18 protein-coding genes are annotated in these 24,332 nt (G+C 67.6%); 6 read left to right on the plus strand and 12 right to left on the minus strand.

Annotation, left to right across the window (positions count from 1 at the left end; all coding sequences use genetic code 11):
- Nucleotides 1–29 precede the first annotated feature (29 nt).
- Both BN976_RS19570 and BN976_RS19575 read right to left on the minus strand, forming a co-directional pair.
- Nucleotides 30–956, minus strand: a complete 927-nt coding sequence (locus tag BN976_RS19570) for an amino acid ABC transporter permease (RefSeq protein WP_011780048.1) — start codon at nt 954–956, stop codon at nt 30–32.
- Nucleotides 957–961: 5 nt separating this feature from the next.
- Nucleotides 962–1,882 (minus strand): ABC transporter substrate-binding protein, encoded by a 921-nt coding sequence (locus BN976_RS19575; RefSeq protein WP_011780047.1) that lies wholly within the window; start codon nt 1,880–1,882, stop codon nt 962–964.
- A 186-nt stretch (nt 1,883–2,068) separates the two neighbouring features.
- On the opposite strand from BN976_RS19575, the gene BN976_RS19580 reads away from it, so the two are divergent.
- From BN976_RS19580 to BN976_RS19605, 6 genes are all read left to right on the plus strand, one after another.
- A complete protein-coding gene (locus tag BN976_RS19580) occupies nt 2,069–2,662 on the plus strand; it encodes an HdeD family acid-resistance protein (RefSeq protein WP_011780046.1) in 594 nt (197 codons plus the stop codon).
- A gap of 82 nt (nt 2,663–2,744) precedes the next feature.
- Entirely contained in the window at nt 2,745–4,205 is a 1,461-nt protein-coding gene (locus tag BN976_RS19585; RefSeq protein ID WP_011780045.1) for a cytochrome ubiquinol oxidase subunit I, read from the plus strand.
- A 9-nt stretch (nt 4,206–4,214) separates the two neighbouring features.
- Nucleotides 4,215–5,255, plus strand: a complete 1,041-nt coding sequence (gene cydB / locus BN976_RS19590; protein ID WP_036372997.1) for a cytochrome d ubiquinol oxidase subunit II — start codon at nt 4,215–4,217, stop codon at nt 5,253–5,255.
- A gap of 53 nt (nt 5,256–5,308) precedes the next feature.
- On the plus strand, nt 5,309–6,871 hold the full coding sequence (cydD, locus tag BN976_RS19595; RefSeq protein ID WP_036372999.1) for a thiol reductant ABC exporter subunit CydD: 1,563 nt from the start codon (nt 5,309–5,311) through the stop codon (nt 6,869–6,871).
- The gene (locus tag BN976_RS19600) at nt 6,858–8,336 is read left to right on the plus strand and encodes an ATP-binding cassette domain-containing protein (RefSeq protein WP_036373001.1); all 1,479 of its coding nucleotides are present in this window, start codon (nt 6,858–6,860) and stop codon (nt 8,334–8,336) included. The genes cydD and BN976_RS19600 overlap by 14 nt, the downstream gene beginning before the upstream one ends.
- Nucleotides 8,333–8,851 carry a DUF4190 domain-containing protein gene (locus tag BN976_RS19605; protein WP_011780041.1) on the plus strand — a complete coding sequence of 173 codons (519 nt, stop codon included), beginning with the start codon at nt 8,333–8,335 and terminating at the stop codon, nt 8,849–8,851. The genes BN976_RS19600 and BN976_RS19605 overlap by 4 nt, the downstream gene beginning before the upstream one ends.
- On the opposite strand, the gene BN976_RS19610 is transcribed toward BN976_RS19605, so the two are convergent.
- The 10 genes from BN976_RS19610 to trpC form a co-directional block, all read right to left on the minus strand.
- On the minus strand, nt 8,835–9,716 hold the full coding sequence (locus tag BN976_RS19610) for an acyl-CoA thioesterase (protein ID WP_011780040.1): 882 nt from the start codon (nt 9,714–9,716) through the stop codon (nt 8,835–8,837). The genes BN976_RS19605 and BN976_RS19610 overlap by 17 nt on opposite strands.
- Before the next feature lie 23 nt (nt 9,717–9,739).
- Nucleotides 9,740–11,158, minus strand: coding sequence for a pyruvate kinase (gene pyk, locus BN976_RS19615; protein ID WP_011780039.1), 1,419 nt, complete (start codon nt 11,156–11,158; stop codon nt 9,740–9,742).
- A gap of 27 nt (nt 11,159–11,185) precedes the next feature.
- Nucleotides 11,186–12,694 carry a glutamate synthase subunit beta gene (locus tag BN976_RS19620; RefSeq protein WP_011780038.1) on the minus strand — a complete coding sequence of 503 codons (1,509 nt, stop codon included), beginning with the start codon at nt 12,692–12,694 and terminating at the stop codon, nt 11,186–11,188.
- Nucleotides 12,687–17,243 carry a glutamate synthase large subunit gene (gene gltB, locus BN976_RS19625; RefSeq protein ID WP_011780037.1) on the minus strand — a complete coding sequence of 1,519 codons (4,557 nt, stop codon included), beginning with the start codon at nt 17,241–17,243 and terminating at the stop codon, nt 12,687–12,689. Before gltB ends, BN976_RS19620 begins: the two co-directional genes overlap by 8 nt.
- 83 nt (nt 17,244–17,326) lie before the next feature.
- Nucleotides 17,327–17,740, minus strand: coding sequence for a DUF2752 domain-containing protein (locus BN976_RS19630; RefSeq protein ID WP_036373003.1), 414 nt, complete (start codon nt 17,738–17,740; stop codon nt 17,327–17,329).
- A complete protein-coding gene (locus BN976_RS19635; RefSeq protein WP_011780035.1) occupies nt 17,730–18,161 on the minus strand; it encodes an NINE protein in 432 nt (143 codons plus the stop codon). The genes BN976_RS19630 and BN976_RS19635 overlap by 11 nt, the downstream gene beginning before the upstream one ends.
- A gap of 895 nt (nt 18,162–19,056) precedes the next feature.
- Complete coding sequence (gene lgt / locus BN976_RS19640; protein ID WP_036373004.1) at nt 19,057–21,462, minus strand: prolipoprotein diacylglyceryl transferase; 2,406 nt, start codon at nt 21,460–21,462, stop codon at nt 19,057–19,059.
- Nucleotides 21,459–22,247 carry a tryptophan synthase subunit alpha gene (trpA, locus tag BN976_RS19645; RefSeq protein WP_011780033.1) on the minus strand — a complete coding sequence of 263 codons (789 nt, stop codon included), beginning with the start codon at nt 22,245–22,247 and terminating at the stop codon, nt 21,459–21,461. The genes lgt and trpA overlap by 4 nt, the downstream gene beginning before the upstream one ends.
- Nucleotides 22,244–23,506 carry a tryptophan synthase subunit beta gene (gene trpB / locus BN976_RS19650; protein WP_011780032.1) on the minus strand — a complete coding sequence of 421 codons (1,263 nt, stop codon included), beginning with the start codon at nt 23,504–23,506 and terminating at the stop codon, nt 22,244–22,246. Before trpB ends, trpA begins: the two co-directional genes overlap by 4 nt.
- The gene (gene trpC / locus BN976_RS19655) at nt 23,507–24,325 is read right to left on the minus strand and encodes an indole-3-glycerol phosphate synthase TrpC (protein ID WP_011780031.1); all 819 of its coding nucleotides are present in this window, start codon (nt 24,323–24,325) and stop codon (nt 23,507–23,509) included.
- Between the last annotated feature and the right edge of the window lie 7 nt (nt 24,326–24,332).

Genomic DNA, 24,332 nt, shown 5'->3' on the forward strand with positions numbered 1-24,332 from the left:
CTGACTGCATCTGCCGTCATACCCGTCCTTTACTTCACCTGAGGCAGTTGTGCCAGCGCCAGCGCCTCCAGCTGTTTGGAGGTCAGTTTGCGGGACGCTCCCCTGGAGAAGTACCGCTCCAGGTAGAACTGGCCCACCATCAGGATGCTCGTGATCACCAGGTACCACGCGGCGGCGACCAGGAGCAGCGGCACGGGCTCGAAGATCCTGGCGGCGATCTCGCGGGTGGCGATGCTGTACACGTCGAACGCGTAGGGCACGGCGGTGACCAGTGAGGTCGTCTTCAACAGGCTGATCAGCTCGTTGCCGGTCGGCGGGATGATCACGCGCATCGCCTGCGGTAGCACGGTTCGGCGCATGGCCTTGCCCCATGACATGCCCAGCGCCGTCGAGGCTTCCATCTGGCCTTCGGGGACCGACATGATGCCCGCACGCACGATCTCGGCCATGTAGGCGGCCTCGTTGAGGCCGAGGCCGATCACTGCGAGGACAAACGGAATCGACAGGTCCTGCAGGTCCAGGTGGAAGAACGACGGGCCGAAGGGCACGCCGAGCTGGATGTTCTGGTAGATCGTCGGAAACAGGCCCCAGAACGCCAGCTGCACGTAGATCGGCGTGCCGCGGAAGATCCACAGGAAAACCCACGCTACGGAACTGAGCACCGGGTTGTCAGACAGCCGCATCACAGTGAGGAAGACGCCCAGCACGATGCCGATGATCATCGAGTAGATGGTCAGCTGCAGCGTGTTGAAGACGCCGAGCAGGATGCGTTCGTGGAAGAAGTACTCCCCGAACGTCGACCACCCGTAGGCCGGGTTGGTCGCCGCGCCGTAGAGGAACAGCCCGACGAGCACGATGATGGCGGCCGCCGCCAGCCACCGCCACGGATGCTTCAGCGGAATGGCATCGATGGACTGCGGCGAACTGGACGGCGGCGGCGCGCCAACATCTGTCATCGTTGTCAGGAAACCGCGCCGTTGATCACCGGCTTGTCGATCATCCCCTCTTCGAGACCCCAGTTCGCAGCGATCTCCTTGTACTTGCCCGTCTCGATCAGGTGCTCAAGCGCCTGCAGCAGCGACTGCGCGAGCGGAGAACCCTTCTCGACAGGCCAGCCGTACGGGGCGGAGTCGAACACCTCGCCCGCCTGCACGAGCTTGCCGTTGGTCTGCTTGATGGCGTAGAGCGTCACCGGCGAATCGGCCGACATGGCGTCGGCCTGGCCCAACACGACGGCGTTGGTCGCGGCGTCCTGGCTGTCGAACGCGATGATCTCGATCGCCGGTTGACCCGCGTCGGTGCACTTCTTGCTGCGCGCGGGCAGCTCATCGGTCTCCTGGACCGTGGTGGCCTGCACCGCGACCTTCTTGCCGCACGCGTTCTCGGGGTCGATCTGACCGCCTGCGGGCTGCGCCCACAACGTGCCCGCAGAGAAGTAGGTGACGAAGTCGACCTGCTGCTCGCGCTCCTTGCTGTCGGTGAACGACGACATGCCGACGTTGAACGTGCCGCCCTGGATCGACGGAATGATCTTCGCGAAGTCGGCCTCGCGGTACTCCGGGGTGAGACCCAGCGTGCCGGCGATGGCGTTCATCAGGTCGACGTCGAAGCCGACGATCTTGCCGCTCTCGTCCTTGAACTCGTTCGGCGCGTACGGGATGTTCACGCCGACGATGAGTTTCCCGGTCGACTTGATTGCCTCCGGCACGGTGTTCGCGATCGCATCGACCTTTTCCGCGGGCGCCGCCGCGGTCGGGGAACCTTCTTCGACAGGTTCCTCCGAGCTGCTCGAACAGCCCGACAGGGCCAGGGCGCCCACCGCGGCGAACACCGCCGCGACGCGCCAGATCCTGGTTCGGCGGTCTTGGATTCCAGCCACCACTGATGCCTCAACTTTCTACTTCGGGTCGTCCACGTCCCTGTCTGGGCCTGCCTACCAGCCAGGAACGTTAACGGCCTATGACCCGGCGCGCAGCGCCGGTTACGAAACATTAACGACAGCGTTGAGACATCACAGCGGTACTGCAAAATCAGACAAGTCGCCGCCACGGTGTGTCACACTGCGCGCATGGAAACCGCCGCTCCCCCAAGCATGTTGCAGCATCTGTGGAAGTCCGCGCTCGTGTCCGGGATCCTCGCGGTCGCACTTGGCGTAATGGTACTCATCTGGCCCGGCATCACAATCGTGGTCGCGGCCATCTTCTTCGGCGCCTACCTGTTGATCACCGGCATCACGCAGGTGTTCTTCGCATTCAGCCTGCACGTCTCGGCAGGTGGACGCGTGCTGCTGTTCCTCAGCGGCGCGGCCGCGCTGATCCTGGCCGTACTCTGCTTCCGCAGCCTGCAGGAGTCGATCCTGCTGCTGGCCATCTGGATCGGTATCGGCTTCGTCTTCCGCGGTGTGGCCACGGCGGTCTCGGCGATCAGCGACCCGACGCTGCCAGGACGGGCCTGGGAGATCTTCATCGGCGTCATCAGCCTCATCGCGGGCGTCGTCATGCTCGCCGCCCCGTTCGAATCGCTCGCGACGCTGACGATGGTCGTCGGCATCTGGTTGATCGTCCTCGGCGTCTTCGAGGTCGTGTCGGCGTTCGGCATCCGCTCGGCGAGCAAGAAGCTGTCCGAAGCACCGCAGACGGTCGGTACGTCAGCGCCGGAATGAGGCCCAAAGCCCCTAGTGCCGGCGCCCGAACGAGCTACTACACTGTGTCGTAGATTGGATCGGTCGAGCCTGGGAGTGGCGCATGGACGCACTTGACGTGTCGCGGTGGCAGTTCGGAATCACCACCGTCTATCACTTCATCTTCGTCCCACTGACCATCGGCCTGGCCCCGCTGATCGCCATCATGCAGACGGTCTGGCATGTGACCGGCAACGCTGCCTGGTACCGGCTGACCCGCTTCTTCGGGAAGCTGTTCCTGATCAACTTCGCCATCGGCGTGGCCACCGGCATCGTGCAGGAGTTCCAGTTCGGGATGAACTGGAGCGAGTACTCCCGGTTCGTCGGCGATATCTTCGGTGCGCCGCTGGCGTTCGAAGGGCTGATCGCGTTCTTCTTCGAGTCCACCTTCATCGGGCTGTGGATCTTCGGGTGGAACCGGCTGCCCCGGGTGGTGCACCTGGCCTGCATCTGGATCGTTGCGTTCGGCGTCAACGCCTCCGCCTACTTCATCATCGCCGCGAACTCGTTCATGCAGCACCCGGTCGGCGCCAAGTTCAACCCCGAGACCGGCCGCGCCGAACTCGTCGACTTCGGAGCGTTGCTGACCAACAACACCGCGATCTGGGCGTTCCTGCACGCCATCACGGCGTCGCTGCTGACCGCGGGAGCTTTCGTGGCGGGCATCTGCGCGTGGCTGATGGTCCGGGCGCACCGGCGCGGCGGGGAGGAAGTCGAAGCACGCACGATGTACCGGCCCGCGACGATCCTGGGCAGCGCGGTCGCACTGGTGGCCGCTGCGGGTCTGTTCTTCACCGGCGACATCCAGGGCAAGTTGATGTTCGTCCAACAACCGATGAAGATGGCCTCCGCGGAGTCGTTGTGCAACACCGAAACCGACCCGAACTTCTCGATTCTGACCGTCGGCACCCACAACAACTGTGACGGCATCGTCCGCGTACTCGAAGTGCCGTACGTGCTGCCCTTCCTGGCCGAGAGCAAGTTCTCCGGCGTCACCCTCGAGGGTGTGGAGGACCTCCAACAAGCGGCCGAACAGAAGTTCGGGCCAGGCAATTACCGGCCGAATCTCTTTGTCACGTATTGGGCTTTCCGGGCCATGATCGGGCTGCTGCTGGTTCCGGTGGCCTTCGCGTTGCTGAGCCTGTGGTTGACGCGTCGCGGCCGGATACCCGGCCAGCGCTGGTACGGGACATTCGGTCTGCTGACCATCCCGACGCCGTTCCTGGCCTCTTCGGCAGGCTGGGTCTTCACCGAGATGGGTCGCCAGCCATGGGTTGTGGTACCCAACCCCACCGGTGACCAGATGGTGCGGATGACCGTGCAGGAAGGCGTGTCCAACCACGCAGCCGGCACCGTGATGTTCTCGCTGGCGGTCTTCACGCTGCTGTACGGCGCGCTCGCGGTCGTGTGGTTCTACCTGCTGCGCCGTTACGTCGTCGAAGGTCCACAGGAGCACGACTCCGAACCGGCGCCGCCGACGCCGCCGAGCAAGGACGACGTCGCACCGCTCTCGTTCGCCTACTAGGAGATTGTCGTGGGACTCCAGGAACTGTGGTTTCTCCTGATCGCCGTGCTGTTCCTCGGCTTTCTGGTGCTCGAGGGTTTCGACTTCGGTGTCGGCATGCTGATGAGCCCGATGGGCACCATCGGGCCCGGTGATCCCGATGACCGGCGCCGTGCGGTGCTCAACACGATCGGCCCGGTCTGGGATGCCAACGAGGTGTGGCTGATCACCGCCGGCGCCGCGATGTTCGCCGCCTTCCCCAACTGGTACGCGACACTGTTCTCCGCGCTCTACCTGCCACTGCTGGCGATTCTGTTCGGCATGATCCTGCGCATCGTCGGCATCGAGTGGCGCGGCAAGATCAACGATCCGCAGTGGCGCAGATGGGCTGACATCGGGATCGCGCTCGGGTCGTGGCTTCCCGCGGTGCTGTGGGGTGTCGCGTTCGCGATTCTGCTGCGCGGCCTGCCGATCGACGCCGACGGCCGTGCCCATCCGGGAATCGGCGACATCCTGAGCGCCTACACCCTGCTCGGCGGCCTCGCGACCGCGTCGCTGTTCCTGTTCTACGGGTCGGTGTATCTTGCCCTGCGCACCGCCGGCGCACTGCACGACGATTCGTTCCGCGTCGCCCGCATGCTGTCGCTCCCGGTGATCGTGTTGGCCGGCGGATTCGGCTTGTGGACTCAGCTCGCCTACGGGAAACCGTGGACATGGCTCGCCCTGGCCGTCGCCGTGGTGGCGCTGTTGATCTCGGTCGCGCTGGTGTGGAGAGGATTCCGTGAAGGCGTGGCGTTCGTGTCGATGGTGGTCGTCATCGCCGCGGTGGCGGTGTTGATCTTCGGCTCCATGTACCCCAACCTGCTGCCGTCCACGCTGAATCCGGAGTGGAGCGTGACGATCTACAACGGCTCGTCCACCCCCTACACGCTGCGGATCATGACGTGGGCGTCGCTGACCCTGCTCCCGTTGGTGCTGGCCTACCAGGCGTGGTCCTACTGGGTGTTCCGCAAGCGCATCACCGCCGAATCCATCCCCGCCTCCATCGGGCTGTCGAGGCGACCGTCCTGACAGATCAGAGCCGCGCCCCGATCGACCCGCGACTGTGGCGGGCGTCGGCGGCGATGCGCCGGTTCCTGATCGCCACCACGGCCTGCGGAGTGCTCATCGCTGCGTGCACCATCGCCTCGGCGGTCGTGCTCGCGGGCATCGTCGCGCGGGTGATCACCGACCCCGCCTCACGCAGCGTCGGCGAGCTCAGCACCCCGATCGCAATACTGTTGGCGCTGTGGATGTTTCGGGCGCTGGCTCAGTGGCGGCAGGGCAGGCTCGGGCAGCACGGGGCCAGCGCGGTGATCGCCGACCTCAGCGATCAGGTGCTGACGACGGCCACGTCGCTGCCCCCGCGCCAACTCGCCGCGCACCGGGACGAGGCGGCCGTGGTGATCACCCGCGGGCTCGACGGCCTGCGGGTGTACTTCACCACCTACCTGCCGTCGCTGTTCCTGGCCGCCGTCCTGACCCCCGCGACCGCCGTCGTCATCGCGTTCTACGACTGGAAGTCCGCCCTTATCGTGACGATCGCGCTGCCGCTCATCCCGGTCTTCATGGTCCTGATCGGACTCGCGACCGCGGATCGGTCGGCGGCCGCGCTGGCCGCGATGGCGACACTGCAGTCCCGGCTACTCGACCTTGTCGCGGGCCTGCCCACCCTGCGTGCGCTCGGTCGCACCGGGGGCGCTGCCGCGCGCATAGCCGAACTCGGTGCGGCGCACCGCCGTTCCGCCATGGCGACGATGCGGATCGCGTTCCTGTCGGCGCTTGTGCTCGAGCTCCTCGCCACGCTGGGGGTGGCACTGGTGGCGGTCGGCGTCGGCATGAGGCTCGTCTACGGCGAGATGACCCTGTCGGCGGGGCTGACCGCGTTGCTGCTCGCACCGGAGGTGTTCTGGCCGCTGCGCCGGGTCGGGGCCGCCTTCCACTCCGCCCAGGACGGCAAGACGGCCGTGCAGGCGGCGTTCCGTTTCATCGACACCGCGGAACCGCCCGGGGCGGGGACGCTCGGCGTGCCCGGCGACAGCGTGACCGTCGAGGTCGACGACCCGGAGCTGACCGCAGGGCCCGGCCGCGTCACCGTGCTGACCGGGCCCAACGGGATCGGCAAATCCACCCTGTTGCAGGCGATTCTGGGACTGGACCGGCCCACCGAGGGAGGAATCAGGATCAACGGGGTGGAGGTGGCCGAACTCGACCCGCAGCAGTGGTGGCCGAAGGTCGCCTGGCTGGCACAACGGCCGGTGCTGATCCCCGGCACGGTGCAGGAGAACCTCGAGCTGTTCGGCCCGCTGCCCGATCTGCGGTCGGCGTGCCGCGCCGCCTGCTTCGACGAGGTCCTCGCCACCCTGCCCGACGGTCTGCAGACGGTGATCGGGCGCGGCGGCGTCGGCCTGTCCCTCGGCCAGCGGCAACGGCTGGGCCTGGTGCGGGTGCTCGGGTCCGCGGCGCCCCTGTTGTTGTTCGACGAACCCACCGCACACCTCGACGGGCCCACCGAGGCCCGGGTTCTGGACGCGATCACACGTCGCGCCGCCGACGGCGCGACGGTGCTCGTGGTCGGGCACCGTGATCCGATTCTGGAGATCGGCGACGCCGTGGTCCGGATGGGAGGCGCCCGTGTCGCGCCGTGATCCCCTCGCCCGGGCCTGGCCGCTACTGGGGTCACGCGCGCCGCGCATCGCGCTGGCGGTGATGTTCGGCGTGCTGGCGCTGGGCAGCGCGCTCGGGTTGACGGCGGTGTCGGCGTGGCTGATCACCCGCGCCTGGGAGATGCCCCCGGTGCTGCATCTGACCGTCGCCGCGGTGACCGTTCGGGCCCTGGCCATCTCCCGCGGCGTGCTCGGGTACTGCGAGCGGCTGGCCTCCCACGACACGGCGCTGCGTGCCGCGGCCACCGCACGGGAACGCCTGTTCGTCCGGCTGGCCACCGGGCCCGAGGACGTCGTGATGCGGCGCAGCAGCGGCGATCTGGTGTCCCGCGTCGGCGCCGGGGTCGATGAACTGTCCGACGTCGTCGTGCGCGCCGTCGTGCCGATCTGTGTGGCCGCCGTCCTCGGGGTGGCGGCGGTGGTGGCGATCGCCGTCATGTCACCCGCGGCGGCGGCAGTGCTGGCCGTCTGCCTGCTCATCGCGGGAGTGGTTGCCCCCGCACTGGCGGCCCGTGCCGCGTCGGCCGCCGAAACCGTTGCGGTGGAACATCATGCGCAACGCGACAACGCCACGATGCTTGCCCTCGAACACGCACCCGAGCTCCGTGTCAGCGGCCGCCTGGACGATGTCGTCGCCGCGGCGGGCGACGAACAACGCCGGTGGGGCCGTGCGGTCGACCGGGCCGCCGCCCCGGCTGCGGTGGCCGCAGCCGTGCCCATCGTAGCCGTCGGGGTGAGCGTGCTCGGTGCCGTGCTCGCAGGCATCGCGCTGTCACACACCGCCGCACCGACCACCGTCGCGATCCTGATGTTGTTGCCGCTGGCGGCATTCGAGGCCACCGGGGCGCTGCCCGGCGCCGCGGTCGCACTGACCAGGGGCCGCATCGCCGCCCAACGACTGCTCACCCTCACCGAGCCGGCCGAGCTCGGCGACCGCCGCCCCACCGTCATCCCCCTCCACCTCGAGCCCGGCGACCGTGTCGCCGTGGTCGGTCCGAGCGGATGTGGCAAGACCACGCTGCTGATGCAGACCCCCGGCGTCTTCTTCGCCGAGGACGCGCACCTGTTCTCCACGACCGTCCGCGACAACCTGCTCGTCGCCCGCGGCGACGCCACCGACGACGAACTGCGGGATGCACTCCGACTCGCCGGACTCGGGGCCTGGCTCGACGGGCTGCCGCAGGGGCTGTCCACCCTGCTGGTCGGTGGCGCTGCGGCGGTGTCGGCGGGACAGCGTCGGAGATTGCTGCTCGCGCGGGCGCTGGTGTCGGCTGCACCGACCGTCCTTCTCGACGAACCCACCGAGCATCTCGACGCTTCCGACGCCGATCAGATCCTGACCGACCTTCTGACGCCCGGAACTCTGTTCAGCCCGCAACAAACCGTCGTGGTCGCCACTCATCACCTGCCGGAAGGCGTCCCTGTGACGGTAGTCTCACCAACATGAGCGAGCCGCCGCCACCCCCACCCGGCAGCTACCCGGGCGGCTATCCGCCGCAGCCGTACGGTGCCTATCCGCCTGCCTACCCGACCCAGCCCTACGGCGGTTACCCACCCTCACCTCCGACCGCCCCGAAGAACGGTCTCGGCACGGCCGCACTGGTCCTCGCGATCGTCGGTCTGCTGCTCTGCTGGACGGTCGCCGGCGGTGTGCTGCTCGGCATCGCCGCGATCGTCATGGGTTTTGTCGCCCGCGGGCGGGTCAAGCGGGGCGAGGCGACCAACGGCGGCGTCGCTCTGGCCGGCATCGTGCTGGGCGCCGTGGCGATCGTCGCCAGCCTGGTGATCGTGGCGATCTACGCAACCCTCGGGGTGACACTGTTCAAGGATCTGGGCGGCGGCGACTATCTCGACTGCCTCCAGCGCGCCGGAAACGACCAGCAGGCCGTCCAGGAATGCGCCGACGAGTTCACCCAGCGGGTGGAGGAATCGTTCTCCATCACCGTCACCCCGACGCCGTAACCCGACCCGGGAAGTGTTTGACGATCCCCTCCTGCACGACGGTGGCCAGCGGCAGGCCCGACCGGTCGAAGAAGTGTCCGGTCCCCAACCCGCGGGAGTCAGCGGCGACCGGTGAGGTCGTCGAGTAGAGCACCCAGTCGTCGAAGCGCACCTGACGGTGGAACCACACCGAGTGATTGGTGGTGACGGCGAAGATCCGGTCATGTCCCCACGACAGACCGTGCGTGGTGATGATGGAGTCGAGCACCGTGGTGTCCGACGAGTAGACCATCGCCGCGGTGTGCAGCACCGGGTCGTCGGGCAGGGCGCCGTGGGCTTTCATCCACACCCGGTTGTGGGTGAGCTTCTCCCCTTTGTCCCGCATGATCCACGCCGGGTCGTTGGTGTAGCGCCATTCGATGGGCCGTGACGCGTTGGCGAAATGCGGGACGACCTGTTCGTAGCCGCGCAACAGATCGTCGATGGGCGGCACCGTCAGCGGGTCGTCCAGCGGCGGCGGCTCCACCCCGTGCTCCAGCCCCTTGCCGCCGGACAGGTAGGACACCATCGCGGTGGTCAGCAGCTGGCCCTTCTGCATGACGTCCACGCGGCGGTTGGCGAACCGGCGTTCGTCGCGCAACCGCACCACGTGGAATTCGAGGTCCAGGGCGGGGTCGCCGCCTGCGATGAAATGCACCGACAGTGCGCTCGGCGGGGTGGGGTGCCGGAGGCTGCGACTCGCCGCCACGAATGCCTGCGCCATCATCTGGCCGCCGAAGGTGCGGACCGGGTTCTTGCTGGGGTGTGAACCGACGAACGTGTCGTCGTCGAGCCGATCCAGGTCCAGAACCGCCAGCAGTTCGTCGAAGTCGGCCTGCGACGACACGTAATACCTCCTGGGACGGTTCCCTAGACGTCGTCCTCCCCGATGCGGTGGACGTGGATCAGATTCGTGGAGCCTACTGTGCCGGGGGGCGCCCCGGCGACGATGACCACGAGGTCGCCCCGTTTGTAGCGGCCCAGGTTCAGCATCGACTGGTCCACCTGGCGGATCATTCCGTCGGTGGTGTCGATGTGCGGGACGATGAACGTCTCGGTGCCCCAGGTCAGCGCCAGCTGGCTGCGCACCTCCGGCAGCGCCGTGAACGCCAGCACCGGCAGCGGCGTGTGCAAGCGGGCCAGCCGGCGGACGGTGTCCCCGGACTGGGTGAACGCCACCAGCGCCTTGGCGTCGAGCCGCTCGCCGATGTCGCGGGCGGCGTAGGAGATGACGCCGCGCTTGGTGCGGGGCACGTGGGTCAGCGGCGGTGCTGCCACCGAGTTTTCCTCCACCGCCTTGATGATGCGCGCCATCGTCCGCACCGTCTCGAACGGGAACTTGCCCACCGAGGTCTCCCCGGACAGCATCACCGCGTCGGCACCGTCGAGCACCGCGTTGGCGACGTCGGACGCCTCGGCGCGGGTGGGGCGCGAGTTCTCGATCATCGATTCCAGCATCTGCGTGGCGACGATGACGGGTTTGGCGTTCTCTCTTGCCATTTGGATGGCGCGCTTCTGGACCAGCGGCACTTCCTCCAGCGGCAGCTCCACGCCGAGGTCTCCGCGGGCGACCATGATCGCATCGAAGGCGAGCACGATGGCTTCGAGGTTGTCGATCGCCTCCGGCTTCTCCAGTTTCGCGATGACGGGCACCCGCCTGCCGACGCGGTCCATCACTTCGTGGACCAGTTCGACGTCGGCGGGTGACCGCACGAACGACAGGGCGACCAGATCGACACCGAGGCGCAACGCGAACTCGAGATCGTCGATGTCCTTCTCCGACAGCGCGGGCGCCGAGACGTTCATCCCGGGAAGGGACATGCCCTTGTTGTTGCTGACCTTGCCGCCCTCGGTGACCGTGCAGACCACGTCGTTGCCGTCGATGTGCTCGACAACCAGACCGACGTTGCCGTCGTCGACGAGGACGCGGTCGCCGGGCTTGGCGTCCTGCGCCAGGCGCTTGTAGGTCGTCGACACCCGGTCGTGGTTGCCGACGAAGTCCTCGACGGTGATCCGGACCGTCTCACCGTTGGCCCACATCGTCGGCCCGTCGGCGAACCTGCCCAGCCGGATCTTGGGTCCCTGCAGGTCAGCGAGGATTCCGACCGCCCGTCCGGTGGCGTCGGACGCAGCACGAACCCGCTTGTAGTTGGCCTCATGGTCGGGGTAGTCACCGTGGCTGAAGTTGAGCCGGGCCACGTCCATCCCCGACTCGACCAGCTGCCTGACTGCTTCCTCGGTAGCCGTGGCCGGGCCAAGCGTACAGACGATCTTTCCGCGTCTATTCACGAGCCCTGAGCATAGTCGTTAATCGATTCAGACGACGGCCAGCGGCAGGGTGCCCGGCCGGACCGGGGCCGGCAGATCGGAGTCACCCATCAGGTAGGCGTCGACGGCGTGCGCGGCGCTGCGGCCCTCGGCGATCGCCCAGACGATCAGCGACGCGCCCCGGTGCGCGTCCCCGCAGACGAACACGCCCGGCGCGTCGGTCTGCCAGTCCGAACCGCACGGCACGGTGCCGCGCCGGCTCAGCGTCAAACCGAGTTTGTCCAGCAGCGCCATGTGTTCGACACCCTCGAATCCGATTGCCAGCAGCGCCAGTTCGCAGGGGATCTCCAATGACTCCCCGACCGGGACGATGTGCCTGCGGCCCGCCTCGTCGCGTTCGACCTTGACCTCGGCGATCTCCATCGCGCGCAGGTTGCCGCGGTCGTCGCCGAGGAAGCGCTGCACGGCCACCTCGTACCGACGGTGTCCGCCCTCGGCGTGCGCCGGGGACAGCCGGGTGCGCAGCACGATCGGCCAGGTCGGCCATGGTGAGCGCGATTCGTCGCGAAGCTCGGGGGGTTCGGGGTTGTAGTCCAGCTGCGTCACCGACGTGGCACCCTGCCGGTGCGCGGTGCCCAGGCAGTCGGCGCCGGTATCGCCGCCGCCGATGATGACGACGTGCTTGCCCTCGGCGCTGACCCCGCTGGGTCCGTCGCCTTCGCATTCCTTGTTGGCGGGCACCAGGTGTTCCATCGCCAGGTGCACGCCGGCGAGGTCGCGGCCCTCGACGTCGTTGTCGCGGGCACGCAGGGCCCCGACCGCGAGCACGACGGCGTCGTGCTGGGCCCGCAGCTGCTCCACCGGAAGGTCGACGCCCACTTCGCATTCGGTGACGAAGCGGGTTCCCTCGGCCCGCATCTGGGCGAGCCGCTGATTCAGGATGGACTTCTCCAGCTTGTACTCGGGGATGCCGTAGCGCATCAGACCGCCGATTCGGTCGTCGCGCTCGTAGACGGTGACGTCGTGGCCGGCGCGGGTCAGCTGTTGCGCCGCAGCCAGACCCGCGGGACCCGAACCGACGACGGCGACCTTCTTGCCGGTCGAGATCGCGGCGGGCTGGGGCTCGACGATGCCGTCCATCCAGGCCTGGTCGGCGATCGTCTGTTCGATCCGCTTGATCGTGACGCTGCCACCGGTCTGCTCCTCGGCGATGGACAGCACACAGGCCGCCTCGCATGGCGCCGGACACAGCCGACCCGTGAACTCCGGGAAGTTGTTGGTCGCGTGCAGACGCTCACTCGCCGCATCCCACCGGCCCCGGCGCACCAGGTCATTCCACTCGGGAATCAGGTTGCCCAGCGGACAGCCCGCGGTTCCGGAGTGGCAGAACGGGATTCCACAGTCCATACAGCGGCGGGCCTGCTGGGACACTTCGCCGGCGCGCTGATGAGGGTCCTGTCGTTCGTAGACCTCGCGCCAGTCGCCGACCCGTTCGTCGACGGGCCGCTTGGCGGCCTCCACCTTGGCCACCTCGAGAAATCCGTGTGGATCAGCCACGGCTCGCCTCCATGATCGCGGTGTCGACGTCCCGGCCCTCCGCCTTGGCCATCCGGGTCGCCTGCAGCACCCGCTGGAAGTCCCGCGGCATCACCTTCGTGAATTGCGCACTGCGCCTTGGCCAATCAGACAACACCGACGTCGCAACAGTGCTACCCGTGTAATGGGCGTGCTGGGCGACCACGTCGCGCAGCCACGCCAGGTCCTCCGGTTCGAGAGCCTGCAACTCCACCATGTCGGTGTTCACCCGCGACGGGTCGAGCCCCAGCACGAACGCGATACCGCCCGACATGCCCGCCGCCATGTTGCGGCCGATCTTGCCGAGCACCACCACTCGGCCACCCGTCATGTACTCGCAGGCGTGGTCACCGACCCCCTCCACGACGGCCAGGGCTCCGGAGTTGCGCGCGGCGAAGCGCTCCCCCACCCGCCCGCGCAGGTACAGCTCACCGGAGGTGGCGCCGTAGAGCAGCGTGTTGCCTGCGATGACGTTGTCCTCCGGCAGGAACAGCACGTCGTCTTGCGGCTTGACGATGATCTTGCCGCCGGAAAGGCCTTTGCCCACATAGTCGTTGGCGTCTCCGACGAGCTCCAGCGTGATGCCGGGCGGCAGGAAGGCGCCGATCGACTGGCCGGCCGAACCGGTCAGTGTGACGTGGATGCTGTCGTCGGGCAGACCTTGCGCGCCGTAGCGGCGGGTGACCTCGCTGCCGAGGAGGGTGCCCACGGTCCGGTTGACGTTGCGGATCGGCAACTCCAGACGCACCGGGTGGGCATCCTCGAGCGCGCCTTCGGCCAACTGGATCAGCGTCTGGTCCAGAGCCTGATCCAGCGCGTGGTACTGGTCGCGAACCCTGCGCCGGGCCGCGGGCTCCCCGGTGTGGGCGTTGGACGGCACCGCGAAGATCGGGCTCAGGTCCAGGCCCTTGCTCTTCCAGTGCGCGACGCCCATGTCGGTGTCCAGCAGCTCGGCACGCCCGACCGCCTCGTCGATGCTGCGGAACCCGAGCTCGGCCAGGTACTTGCGGATGTCTTCGGCGATGAACCGGAAGTAGTTCTCCACGAACTCCGGTTTGCCGTTGAACCGTGCCCGCAGCTCCGGGTTCTGGGTCGCCACCCCGACCGGACAGGTGTCGAGATGGCAGACGCGCATCATGATGCAGCCCGACACCACCAGCGGCGCGGTGGCGAATCCGTACTCCTCGGCGCCGAGGAGCATTGCCACCATCACGTCGCGGGCCGTGCGCATGCCGCCGTCACACTGGACCGTGATGCGGTCACGCAGACCGTTGAGCATCAGGGTCTGCTGGGTGTCGGCAAGGCCGATCTCCCACGGCGCCCCGGCATGCTTGAGGCTGGTCAGCGGCGCGGCGCCGGTTCCGCCGTCGTAGCCGGAGATCAACACCACGTCGGCGTGCGCCTTCGACACACCCGCGGCGACCGTCCCGACGCCGACCGAGCTCACCAGTTTGACGTGGATGCGCGCGTCGGCGTTGGCGTTCTTGAGGTCGTGGATCAGCTGGGCGAGATCCTCGATCGAGTAGATGTCGTGGTGAGGTGGCGGCGAGATGAGTCCGACACCGGGCGTGGAGTGCCGGGTCTTGGCGATGTTCGGGTACACCTTGTAGCCCGGAAGCTGTCCACCCTCACCCGGTTTCGCCCCTTGGGCCATCTTGATCTGGATGTCGGTCGCATTGACCAGGTAGTCGCTGGTGACGCCGAACCGGCCGGAGGCGACCTGCTTGACGGCGCTGCGCCGCTTCGGGTCGTAGAGCCGTTCGACGTCCTCGCCGCCCTCGCCGGAGTTCGACCGGCCACCGAGGTTGTTCATCGCCACGGCCATCGTCTCGTGCGCCTCGGCCGAGATCGATCCATAGCTCATCGCGCCGGTGTTGAACCGGGTGACGATCGAGTCGACGGACTCCACCTCGTGCAGCGGCACCGGCGGGCGCAGGCCTGTCTTGAACTCGAACAGTCCGCGCAGCGCACCCCCCTCGCGGGCCAGCCGGTTGACCTCCTCGGAGTACTGCTCGAAGACCTCGTAGCGCCCGGTGCGCGTCGAATGCTGCAGCAGGAACACGACTTCGGGGGTGAACAGATGCAGTTCGCCTTCGCGCCGGAATGCATACTCGCCACCGACCTCCAGACGCCGGTGCACCCGCTCGGTCGGATTCTCGGGATAGGCGCGGCGGTGACGCAGCTTGACCTCTTCGGCGATCACGTCGAGGCCGATGCCACCGAGCTGGGTCGGCGTACCGGTGAAGTACTCGTCGATGACGGCCTTGTCGATGCCGACGGCCTCGAAGGCCTGCGCAGCGGTGTACGACGCGACCGTGGAGATGCCCATCTTGCTCATCACCTTCATCACGCCCTTGCCGAGCGCCTTGAGGTAGTTGCGCACCGCGGTCGCGGCGTCCACCCCGGTGAGTTCGCCCTCCCGGATGAGGTCCTCGATGGACTCGAAGGCCAGATATGGATTCACCGCGGCCGCACCGAATCCGATCAACATCGCGATGTGGTGGACCTCGCGGGCGTCTCCGCTCTCCACGACCAGGGCCACCGTGGTGCGCTTCTTGGTGCGCACCAGATGGTGGTGCACGGCCGACACCGCCAGCAGTGAAGGGACGGGCGCCTTGGTGTGGTCGGAGTCCCGGTCGGAAATGACCAGTGTGTGAGCACCTTTGGCGATCGCGTCACTGGCGCGCAACTGTAGGTCCTCGATGGCCTCGGCGAGGCCTTCCCCACCGCGCTCGACGTTGTAGAGGGCTCGCAGCACCGTGGTGCGCAACCCGGGCTGCTCACCGTCGTCGTTGATGTGGACGATCTTGTTGAGCTCGTCGTTGTCCAGGACGGGCCAGGTGAGTTTGATCTGACGACAGGACGCCGCGGAGGGTTCGAGAAGGTTCTGCTCGGGCCCCATGATGCGGGCCATGGACGTGACGACCTCCTCGCGGATGGCGTCCAGCGGCGGGTTGGTCACCTGGGCGAACAGCTCGACGAAATAGTCGTAGAGCAGCTTGGACCGCTGTGACAGCACGGCCGGCGGGGTGTCGGTGCCCATCGAACCCAGCGGTTCGACTCCCGAGGCGGCCATCGGGGTGAGCAGAATGCGGAGGTCCTCTTCGGTGTAGCCGAAGCTGATCTGGCGACGGACCACCGATTCGTGGTTGGGCTGGGCCCTGGCCCGGTCGGGGAGGGCGTTGAGTTCGAGCAGACCCGAGTGCAGCCATTCGCCGTACGGTTCGGCGTGGGCGAGCTTCTCTTTGACCTCGTCGTCGGAGACGATGCGGCCCGCCGCGGTGTCGACCAGGAACATCTTGCCCGGCTGCAACCGGCCCTTGGCGACGATCTCGGCGGACGGCACGTCGAGGACGCCGGTCTCGCTGGCCAGGATGATGCGGTCGTCGATGGTGCGCCACCAGCGCCCCGGACGTAACCCGTTGCGGTCCAACACCGCTCCGACCAACGTGCCGTCGGTGAACGTGACGCAGGCGGGCCCGTCCCACGGCTCCATCAACGAGGCGTGGAACTGCCAGAACGCGCGCTCCGCGTCGCCCATGGTGGTGTTGTTCTCCCAGGCTTCGGGGATCATCATCAACACCGCGTGGGGCAGGCTTCGGCCACCCAGGTGCAGCAGCTCGAGCACTTCGTCGAAGGAGGCCGAGTCGGAGGCATCGGGGGTGCAGATCGGCGAGAGTCTGGTGAGGTCGCCCGGGATCTTGGCGCTGGCGAGCATGGCCTCGCGGGCGTGCATGCGGTTGCGGTTACCCCGGACGGTGTTGATTTCGCCGTTGTGGGCGACGAACCGGAACGGGTGGGCCAGCGGCCACGACGGGAAGGTGTTGGTCGAGAAGCGGCTGTGCACGATGGCGATGGCGCTGATGCAGCGCTCGTCGCGCAGATCTGAAAAGTACTGGGGCAGCTGCATTGTGGTGAGCATGCCCTTGTACACCATGGTGCGGCTGGACAGCGACGGGAAGTACACGCCGGCGCGTTCGGCACGCTTGCGCAGCGGGTAGACCCGACGGTCGAGGTCGATGCCGCCCGGGCGGGCGCCGTTGAGTTCGGGCGCCGCCACGAACAGCTGGGCCATGTGGGGCATGCAGGACAACGCCGTGGCGCCGAGATCGGCGCCGTCGGGATCGACGGGCATCTCACGCCAGCCGAGCACCTCGAGACCTTCCTCGGCAGCGATGGCTTCGACGGTGCCGCGGGCGCTTTCGCGCGCGGCCAGGTCCTGGGGCAGGAAGCAGATGCCGGCGGCGAAGGTGTTGGCACCGTCACCCGTCGGGTCGGGCAGCGCGAAATCGGTGACCGCACGCAGCAGATCGACGGGCAGCTGGATCAGGATGCCGGCGCCGTCACCGCTGGTGGGTTCGGCGCCCGCGGCCCCGCGGTGTTCGAGGTGCTCCAAGGCGGTGAGGCCGTCGGCGACGATCGAATGCGAACGACGACCCTGGATGTCGGTCACCATCGCCACGCCGCACGAATCCGACTCGTTTCCGGGGTCGTATAAGCCCTGGGCGTCGGGCAAAGCCGAGAAGAGCATCGAAACGGGCCTCCACAGTCCTGAATTTCGCTATCAGGGACTGCACCGGCCCGTCGATCCAGTGTATCAGCGCCGGTGATCGGCTACCCGTCGAGAATCGTCGGGACCAGCGGGAATCCGGGAAGGTTACGGACGACGGTCCACGCCAGGACCGCTGTGATCATGACGACATAGGCGGGCGCGGTGAACGCCGGCCTGCCCTGTCGGCGGCGGATCAGCAGCCAGCCCATCAACAGCGGCAGACCGAAGAGGACGAAAGGGTTGTCCACGAACGCCGCGGCCAGGTCGCCATGCAGTAGGTCATGGGTCATGCGCAGCCCGCCGCAGGCCGGGCAGAGCCAGCCGGTGAGCGCATTGAACGGACACGACGGGAACACGAAGCTCGGGCTGTGCGGGTTGCCGATGCCGATGTAGGCGAGCGCACCGACGGTCGCCGCACCGCCGCCCGCCCCGACAAGCAGACGGGTGCGTGTACCGGTTGTGGTGCTAGGTGCCATCGCGCAGCGGACGCCCCTCCGGGTCGCGCACCTTGTCGGTGAGGATCAGGATGGCGTCGACGATGCCCCAGATGATGGCGCCGATTCCGCACGTGATGAGACCGACGACCAACTGGATGACGCCCAGGCTCGTGTAGCCCAGGTAGATGCGTCCTATACCCACCAGCCCGAAGAGGCCGAGCAGCTGAAGCAGCCCGCCCACCACTTTGGACTTCTCCGAGAAGGGTTCACCCGTCACGGGGTGACGACCCCACGGTGCGGCAGGGTCGACGTAGCCGCCCGCATAGCCGCCGGCCGGCGGCGGATAGGCACCCGGAGGCGGCGGCGCGTACTGCGGCCCCGGCGGAACGTAACCCGGCTGGGGCGGTGGCGGCGTATACGAGGGTCCGCCTTCATTACCGCTGAATGGGGGCTCGGTCATGACAACAGCATGCCAGAACGGGCCCTCCGCCGAACCCACTCTCAGAACGGTGGTGGTTCGTCGGTGGCGGCGAATCGGCCTTGGTATCGGCGTTCGCGGTCGCTGTTGAATCTCGATGCGGTGGCGGCGTTCACGTTGGATACGGGCGACACCACCGACTTTCCCGACGAGTCCTGCGGGTATCGACCTCGGGTATCGGCGTGGCGGGTCGCCAGCACCGGAATCGCGCCCCGCCATGAGATTCCGCGGGGTACCGATGGCCGGTCGGCGGCGCGGTCAGATCGCCCAACTTCCCGGAGCTGGGCACCGAAGATCACGGGCCGAGCTACTCGGCCCGTCATGCGAGTGCGTCAGCCGAATCCGAACCCGAACCCGGGCCAGCCGAACCCAAAGCCCCATCCGGGCCAACCGTAGTTGTAAGTCCAGGGGCCGGGTTGCGTCGTGATCTGGGCGCTTCCGTTGGTTTCGCACTGCGTGGTAGTTGGGGATGTGTTGACGCATCGCGGTAAAGCGTTCGCCGGGGAGGCGGACAGTAACACCCCGATGCTCATCGCCAGAATCGATACCACTTCTAGAGGCAATTTTGTGGCCATGACCTGCTCCGATCGCAGAAGTCAAGTCTACTCCCATTGGGACCAGATGCGGATGGCCGTCGCGATACGGGAGGCTCGACACGACCGGCATTACGTCACTGGCGGAGTCGTGGTCGGATTCCCGCTCATTGTGCATGGAGTCGAGCCGAAGCGCGCACGTTCCGCATGGACTCCCGCACCACGGAACGCTGCCGATGTCAGGCCGAACGCCTCATGGAGGTGGACACATGGTGGAGCACCTCGCGCCGACGCGGACCACAGGCTGGGTTTCCAGCTGAGCTATCCGGTCATGGGTATGCGAGTCAGCGACTTCGACGCCGACGGAGCATCCTCCGGATCAGTCCGCCTGATTCACTCTCGGTAGCGACAGAACGTGATTCCACGCGAGTCACGGCACCGTCGGCAGCGGGCTCGGTGTCCGCGGCCTCTTCAGGCTGAGGTTCCGAAGCATCGTCGGCCTCGGCCTCGGCGGCACGCTCTTCAGCGGCTTCCTCCCGCTCGACCGCGGCCTCGTGAACTTCCGAGGCATCCTCGGCGGACTCAGCCACCTCGTCACCCTCAACCGAACCCAAACCCTCGGCGTCGTCATCGGCGTCGGTCACCGCACCAGCGTCAACCTCGGCAACTTCATCAGCCGCAGCCTCGTCAGTCTCAGCCTCGACGTCAGCCTCCACCTCACCGGCCAGCTCCTCAGCCTCGGCCGCCTCGTCACCCTCGACCGAGCCAAGCCCCTCGGACTCGGTCACCGACTCGACGTCACCCTCAACGGCTTCCGGCCCAGCCTCGGACTCATCCTCAGCACCATCGACTGGCGACTCAGCCTCAACGTCAGCAGCTAGGTCCTCAGCCTCAGCGTCGGCGTCGGCGGCCAACGCTTCAGCCTCAGCCTCGCCCTCAACCACAACCTCGTGCACCTCGGGCGCGACCTCGACAGCCTCGGCCACCTCGTCACCCTCAACCGAGCCAAGCCCCTCCGACTCGGTCACCGACTCGACGTCACCCTCAACGACTTCCGACTCAGCCTCAGCACCATCGACTGGCGACTCAGCCTCAGCCTCGGCGGCCTCAACACCTTCGGGCTCGGGCGCACCCTCAACGTCGGAGGCCAACTCCTCAGCCTCAGCCTCACCCTCGACCGCAGCCTCATGCACCTCAGGCGCGACCTCGACAGCCTCGGCCACCTCGTCACCCTCAACCGAGCCAAGCCCCTCCGACTCGACATCAGCCTCAGCCTCAGCGGCCAGGTCCTCAGCCTCAGCGTCGGCGTCGGAGGCCAACTCCTCAGCCTCAGCCTCGCCCTCAACCACAACCTCGTGCACCTCGGGCGCGACCTCGACAGCCTCGGCCACCTCATCACCCTCAACCGAGCCAAGCCCCTCCGACTCGGTCACCGACTCAACGTCACCCTCAACGACTTCCGACGCAGCCTCAGCACCATCGACTGGCGACTCAGCCTCAGCACCATCGACTGGCGACTCAGCCTCAGCAGCCAGGTCCTCAGCCTCAGCGTCGGCGTCGGCGTCGGCGTCGGCGTCGGCGTCGGCGTCGGCGTCGGCGGCCAACGCTTCAGCCTCAGCCTCACCCTCGACCGCAGCCTCATGCACCTCGGGCGCTACCTCGACAGCCTCAGCCACCTCGTCACCCTCAACCGACCCAAGCCCCTCGGTTTCAGGCTCTGACGCCTCCAACTCGGCGACCAATGCCTCCACCTCGGCGGCGGCGTCGTCGTCGTCAGCCGGTTCCATGGCTTCGTCTTCGTCGGCAACGGTGGCGGCGGCGACGATCCCCGTCGCGGAACCGACCGCCACGTCCTTCGCCAGGTCCTCGACGCGAGCCTCCGCGTCCTGATTCCCCTTGAGCGACGAGGGATCCTCACGGCCCTTGGGTGCGGCCATGATGTAGACGACCGCACCGATGAACACGAAGGTCGACGTGAAGGAGTTGACCCGGATACCGGCGAGCAGCGTCGCGGTGTCGCTGCGCATCAGCTCAATCCAGAACCGGCCGACGCAGTAGCCCGCGACATACAGCGCGAACAGCCGGCCGTGGCCGATCTTGAACCTGCGGTCGACGAGGATCAGCACCGCGAAAACCAAAAGGTTCCACAGCAACTCGTACAGGAACGTGGGATGAACCACCTGGATCAGCTCACCGGTGGATACCCCGTTGAGCGAGTCCGGCACCCCGGCGGCGTTGACCCGCTCGTAGATCTCCAGACCCCAGGGCACGGTGGTTTCCCGACCGAAGAGCTCCTGGTTGAAATAGTTTCCGAGACGGCCGATCGCCTGAGCCAGCACGATCCCCGGCGCGATCGCGTCGCCGAATGCGGGCAGGGGAATCCCCCGGCGCCGGCATGCGATCCACGCCCCGATTCCACCGAGCGCCACAGCGCCCCAGATACCCAGGCCGCCATCCCAGATCCTCAGCGCGGCCGCCGGCCCCGCTCCACCTTCACCGAAATAGGTCGGCCAGTCGGTGATCACGTGGTACAGGCGCCCGCCGATGAGGCCGAACGGCACCGCCCACAAAGCAATGTCGTAGATGACACCCGGCTCGCCGCCCCTGGCCACCCACCGCCGGTCTCCGATCACCAGCGCGGCGATGATCCCGACGATGATGAACAGCGCGTACGCGCGGACCGGAAAAGGCCCGAGGTGCCAAACCCCCTGAGACGGACTGGGGATGTACGCCAGCACCGTCGTGGTCACGCAGTAATCCTCTGCCGTACGCCGTCAGCGAGCTCTTCGGTCAGTGATCGCACCGCGGGGATACCCTCCTTGAGCGCCGACACCAGGGCCGACCCGACGATGACGCCGTCGGCGTAGGAAGCGATCTCGGCGGCCTGCTCGCGCGAACGCACCCCGAGCCCGACACCGACGGGGATGTCGGAGATCCCCTTGATCCGGCGCACGAGTTCCGGCGCGGCGTTCGACACCGCGTCACGAGCCCCGGTGACGCCCATCGTCGAGGCCGCATAGACGAATCCTCGTGACGCCTGCACGGTTTCTGCCAACCGCTGCGGGGTCGAAGACGGCGCCACCACGAAGATCCGGTCCAGGTCGTGCGCCTCGGAGGCCGCCAGCCATTCGTCGGCTTCGTCCGGGATCAGGTCGGGGGTGATCAACCCGAGCCCGCCGGCAGACGCCAGGTCGCGGGCGAAGGCGTCGACTCCCTTGCTCAGCACCGGGTTCCAGTAGGTCATGACGACCGCTCTGCCGCCGGCGTTGGTGATCGCCTCGACGGCGCGGAACGTGTCGCGCACCCTCACGCCGCCGCGCAGCGCGACCTCGGTGGCCGCCGCGATCGTCGGCCCGTCCATCCCGGGGTCGGAATACGCGATGCCCACCTCGATGAGATCGCATCCGGACTCGACCAGGGCGACCATCGCCGCGATCGAGGTCTCGACGTCGGGGAAACCCGTGGGGAGGTAGCCGATCAGCGCCGACCGGCCCTCGGCACGGCAGGAATCGAACAATCCAGCCAGCCGGCTCATTTCGTTCCGTCCTCCAACAGACCGAACCACTTGGCCGCCGTCTCGACGTCCTTGTCTCCGCGGCCGGACACGTTCACCAGGATGATCGACCCCGGTCCCAACTCCCCGCCCAGCTTCAGCGCTCCGGCCACCGCATGTGCCGACTCGATCGCCGGGATGATCCCCTCGGTGCGGCTCAGCAACGACAGCGCGTCCATCGCTTCGGTGTCGGTGATCGGCCGATACTGGGCACGCCCCACGTCCTTGAGCAACGCGTGTTCGGGACCGACGCCGGGGTAGTCCAGACCCGCTGAGATGGAATGGGATTCGATGGTCTGACCGTCCTCGTCCTGCAGCAGGTACGAGTACGAACCCTGGAACGCTCCCGGTGAGCCGCCGGTGAAAGTCGCGGCGTGGCGGCCGGTTTCGACGCCCTCGCCCGCGGCCTCGTAGCCGACCAACTGCACCCCGGGATCGTCGATGAACGCATGAAAAATGCCGATCGCGTTGGAACCGCCGCCCACGCAGGCGACCACCGCGTCAGGCAGCCGGCCCGCCTGATCCAGCATTTGCGCGCGGGCCTCAAGACCGATCACGCGCTGGAAGTCGCGCACCATCATCGGGAACGGGTGCGGGCCCGCCGCCGTACCGAAGCAGTAATACGTGTTGTCGGCGTTGGTGACCCAGTCGCGGAACGTCTCGTTGATCGCGTCCTTCAGCGTCTTCGAGCCGGACTCCACGGCGACCACCGACGCGCCGAGCAGCCGCATGCGGGCCACGTTGAGGGCCTGCCGCGCCGTGTCGACCGCGCCCATGTAGATGACACACTCCAGGCCCATCAGCGCGCACGCCGTCGCCGTCGCGACCCCGTGCTGGCCTGCGCCGGTTTCCGCGATGACCCGGGTCTTGCCCATCTGCTTGGCCAGCAGCGCCTGCCCGAGCACATTGTTGATCTTGTGAGATCCGGTGTGGTTGAGATCTTCTCGCTTCAGGAAGATCCGCGCTCCACCGGCGTGCTCGCTGAGCCGCTCGGCCTCGAACACCGGCGACGGCCTGCCTGTGTAGTGCTTCTGCAGGCGGTCCAACTCGTCGAGGAAGGTCTGATCACCGCGGGCCTTCTCGTAGGCGGCAGTCACCTCCTCGATGACGGCCATCAAGGCCTCGGGGACGTACCTGCCGCCGTAGACACCGAAGTGACCGCGGGCATCGGGATCGTGGGTGGTGGGTTCGGCGACCGCCGCGCTGGCGCGCGGCAGATCGGGACCGGCGAAGTCGACCACTTAACGTGCGGGCTTCGGGCACGACGGATGGGCACCTGCGGTGACCAGGTCGGCGACGGCGCTGCGCGGATCCCCGCTGGTGACCAGACCCTCGCCGACCAACACGGCGTCGGCGCCGGCACCAGCGTAGGCGAGCAGGTCGGCGGTTCCCCGGACACCGGACTCCGCGACACGGATGACGTTGCTCGGCAGCCCGGGAGCGATCCGCGCGAAGCAGTCCCGGTCGACCTCCAGCGTCTTGAGGTCGCGGGCGTTCACCCCGATCACCGACGCGCCGGCCTGCAGAGCCCGGTCCGCCTCTTCCTCGGTGTGCACCTCGACCAGCGCGGTCATCCCCAGCGACTCGGTGCGCTCGAGCAGCGACTCCAGCACCGGCTGTTCGAGTGCCGCGACGATCAGCAGCAGCATGTCCGCACCGTGGGCGCGCGCTTCGTGGATCTGGTACGGCCGCACGATGAAATCCTTGCGCAGGACCGGAATCGACACCGCGGCGCGGACCGCGTCGAGGTCGTCGAGCGACCCGTTGAAGCGGCGCTGCTCGGTGAGCACGCTGATGATCCGCGCACCGCCGTCCTCGTAGGCGCGGGCGAGCTCGGCGGGGTCGGCGATCGAGGCCAACGCACCGCGCGACGGACTGGCCCGCTTGACCTCGGCGATCACCGCGATCCCGGAAGCACGCAACGCTGCCATCACGTCAAGTGGAGCCGGAGCACGCTTGGCCTGCTCCTTGACCTCGTCCATGCTGACGGCGGCTTCGCGAGCGGCAACGTCAGCGCGGACCCCTTCGATGATGGAGTCGAGCACGGTCGCCGAACCCATGGGCGTC

The sequence above is a fragment of the Mycolicibacterium austroafricanum genome, assembly GCF_000612725.1.
GTDB classification, from domain to species: Bacteria; Actinomycetota; Actinomycetes; order Mycobacteriales; family Mycobacteriaceae; genus Mycobacterium; species Mycobacterium austroafricanum.

Bases quoted from the DNA above. Each gene is read 5' to 3' on its own strand.
- BN976_RS19570 (WP_011780048.1), bottom strand. From the start codon at position 956: ATGACAGATGTTGGCGCGCCGCCGCCGTCCAGTTCGCCGCAGTCCATC.
- BN976_RS19580 (WP_011780046.1), top strand. From the start codon at position 2,069: ATGGAAACCGCCGCTCCCCCAAGCATGTTGCAGCATCTGTGGAAGTCC.
- BN976_RS19585 (WP_011780045.1), top strand. From the start codon at position 2,745: ATGGACGCACTTGACGTGTCGCGGTGGCAGTTCGGAATCACCACCGTC.
- cydD (WP_036372999.1), top strand. From the start codon at position 5,309: ATGCGCCGGTTCCTGATCGCCACCACGGCCTGCGGAGTGCTCATCGCT.
- BN976_RS19605 (WP_011780041.1), top strand. From the start codon at position 8,333: ATGAGCGAGCCGCCGCCACCCCCACCCGGCAGCTACCCGGGCGGCTAT.
- gltB (WP_011780037.1), bottom strand. From the start codon at position 17,243: ATGCTCTTCTCGGCTTTGCCCGACGCCCAGGGCTTATACGACCCCGGA.
- BN976_RS19630 (WP_036373003.1), bottom strand. From the start codon at position 17,740: ATGGCACCTAGCACCACAACCGGTACACGCACCCGTCTGCTTGTCGGG.
- BN976_RS19635 (WP_011780035.1), bottom strand. From the start codon at position 18,161: ATGACCGAGCCCCCATTCAGCGGTAATGAAGGCGGACCCTCGTATACG.
- trpA (WP_011780033.1), bottom strand. From the start codon at position 22,247: ATGAGCCGGCTGGCTGGATTGTTCGATTCCTGCCGTGCCGAGGGCCGG.
- trpC (WP_011780031.1), bottom strand. From the start codon at position 24,325: ATGGGTTCGGCGACCGTGCTCGACTCCATCATCGAAGGGGTCCGCGCT.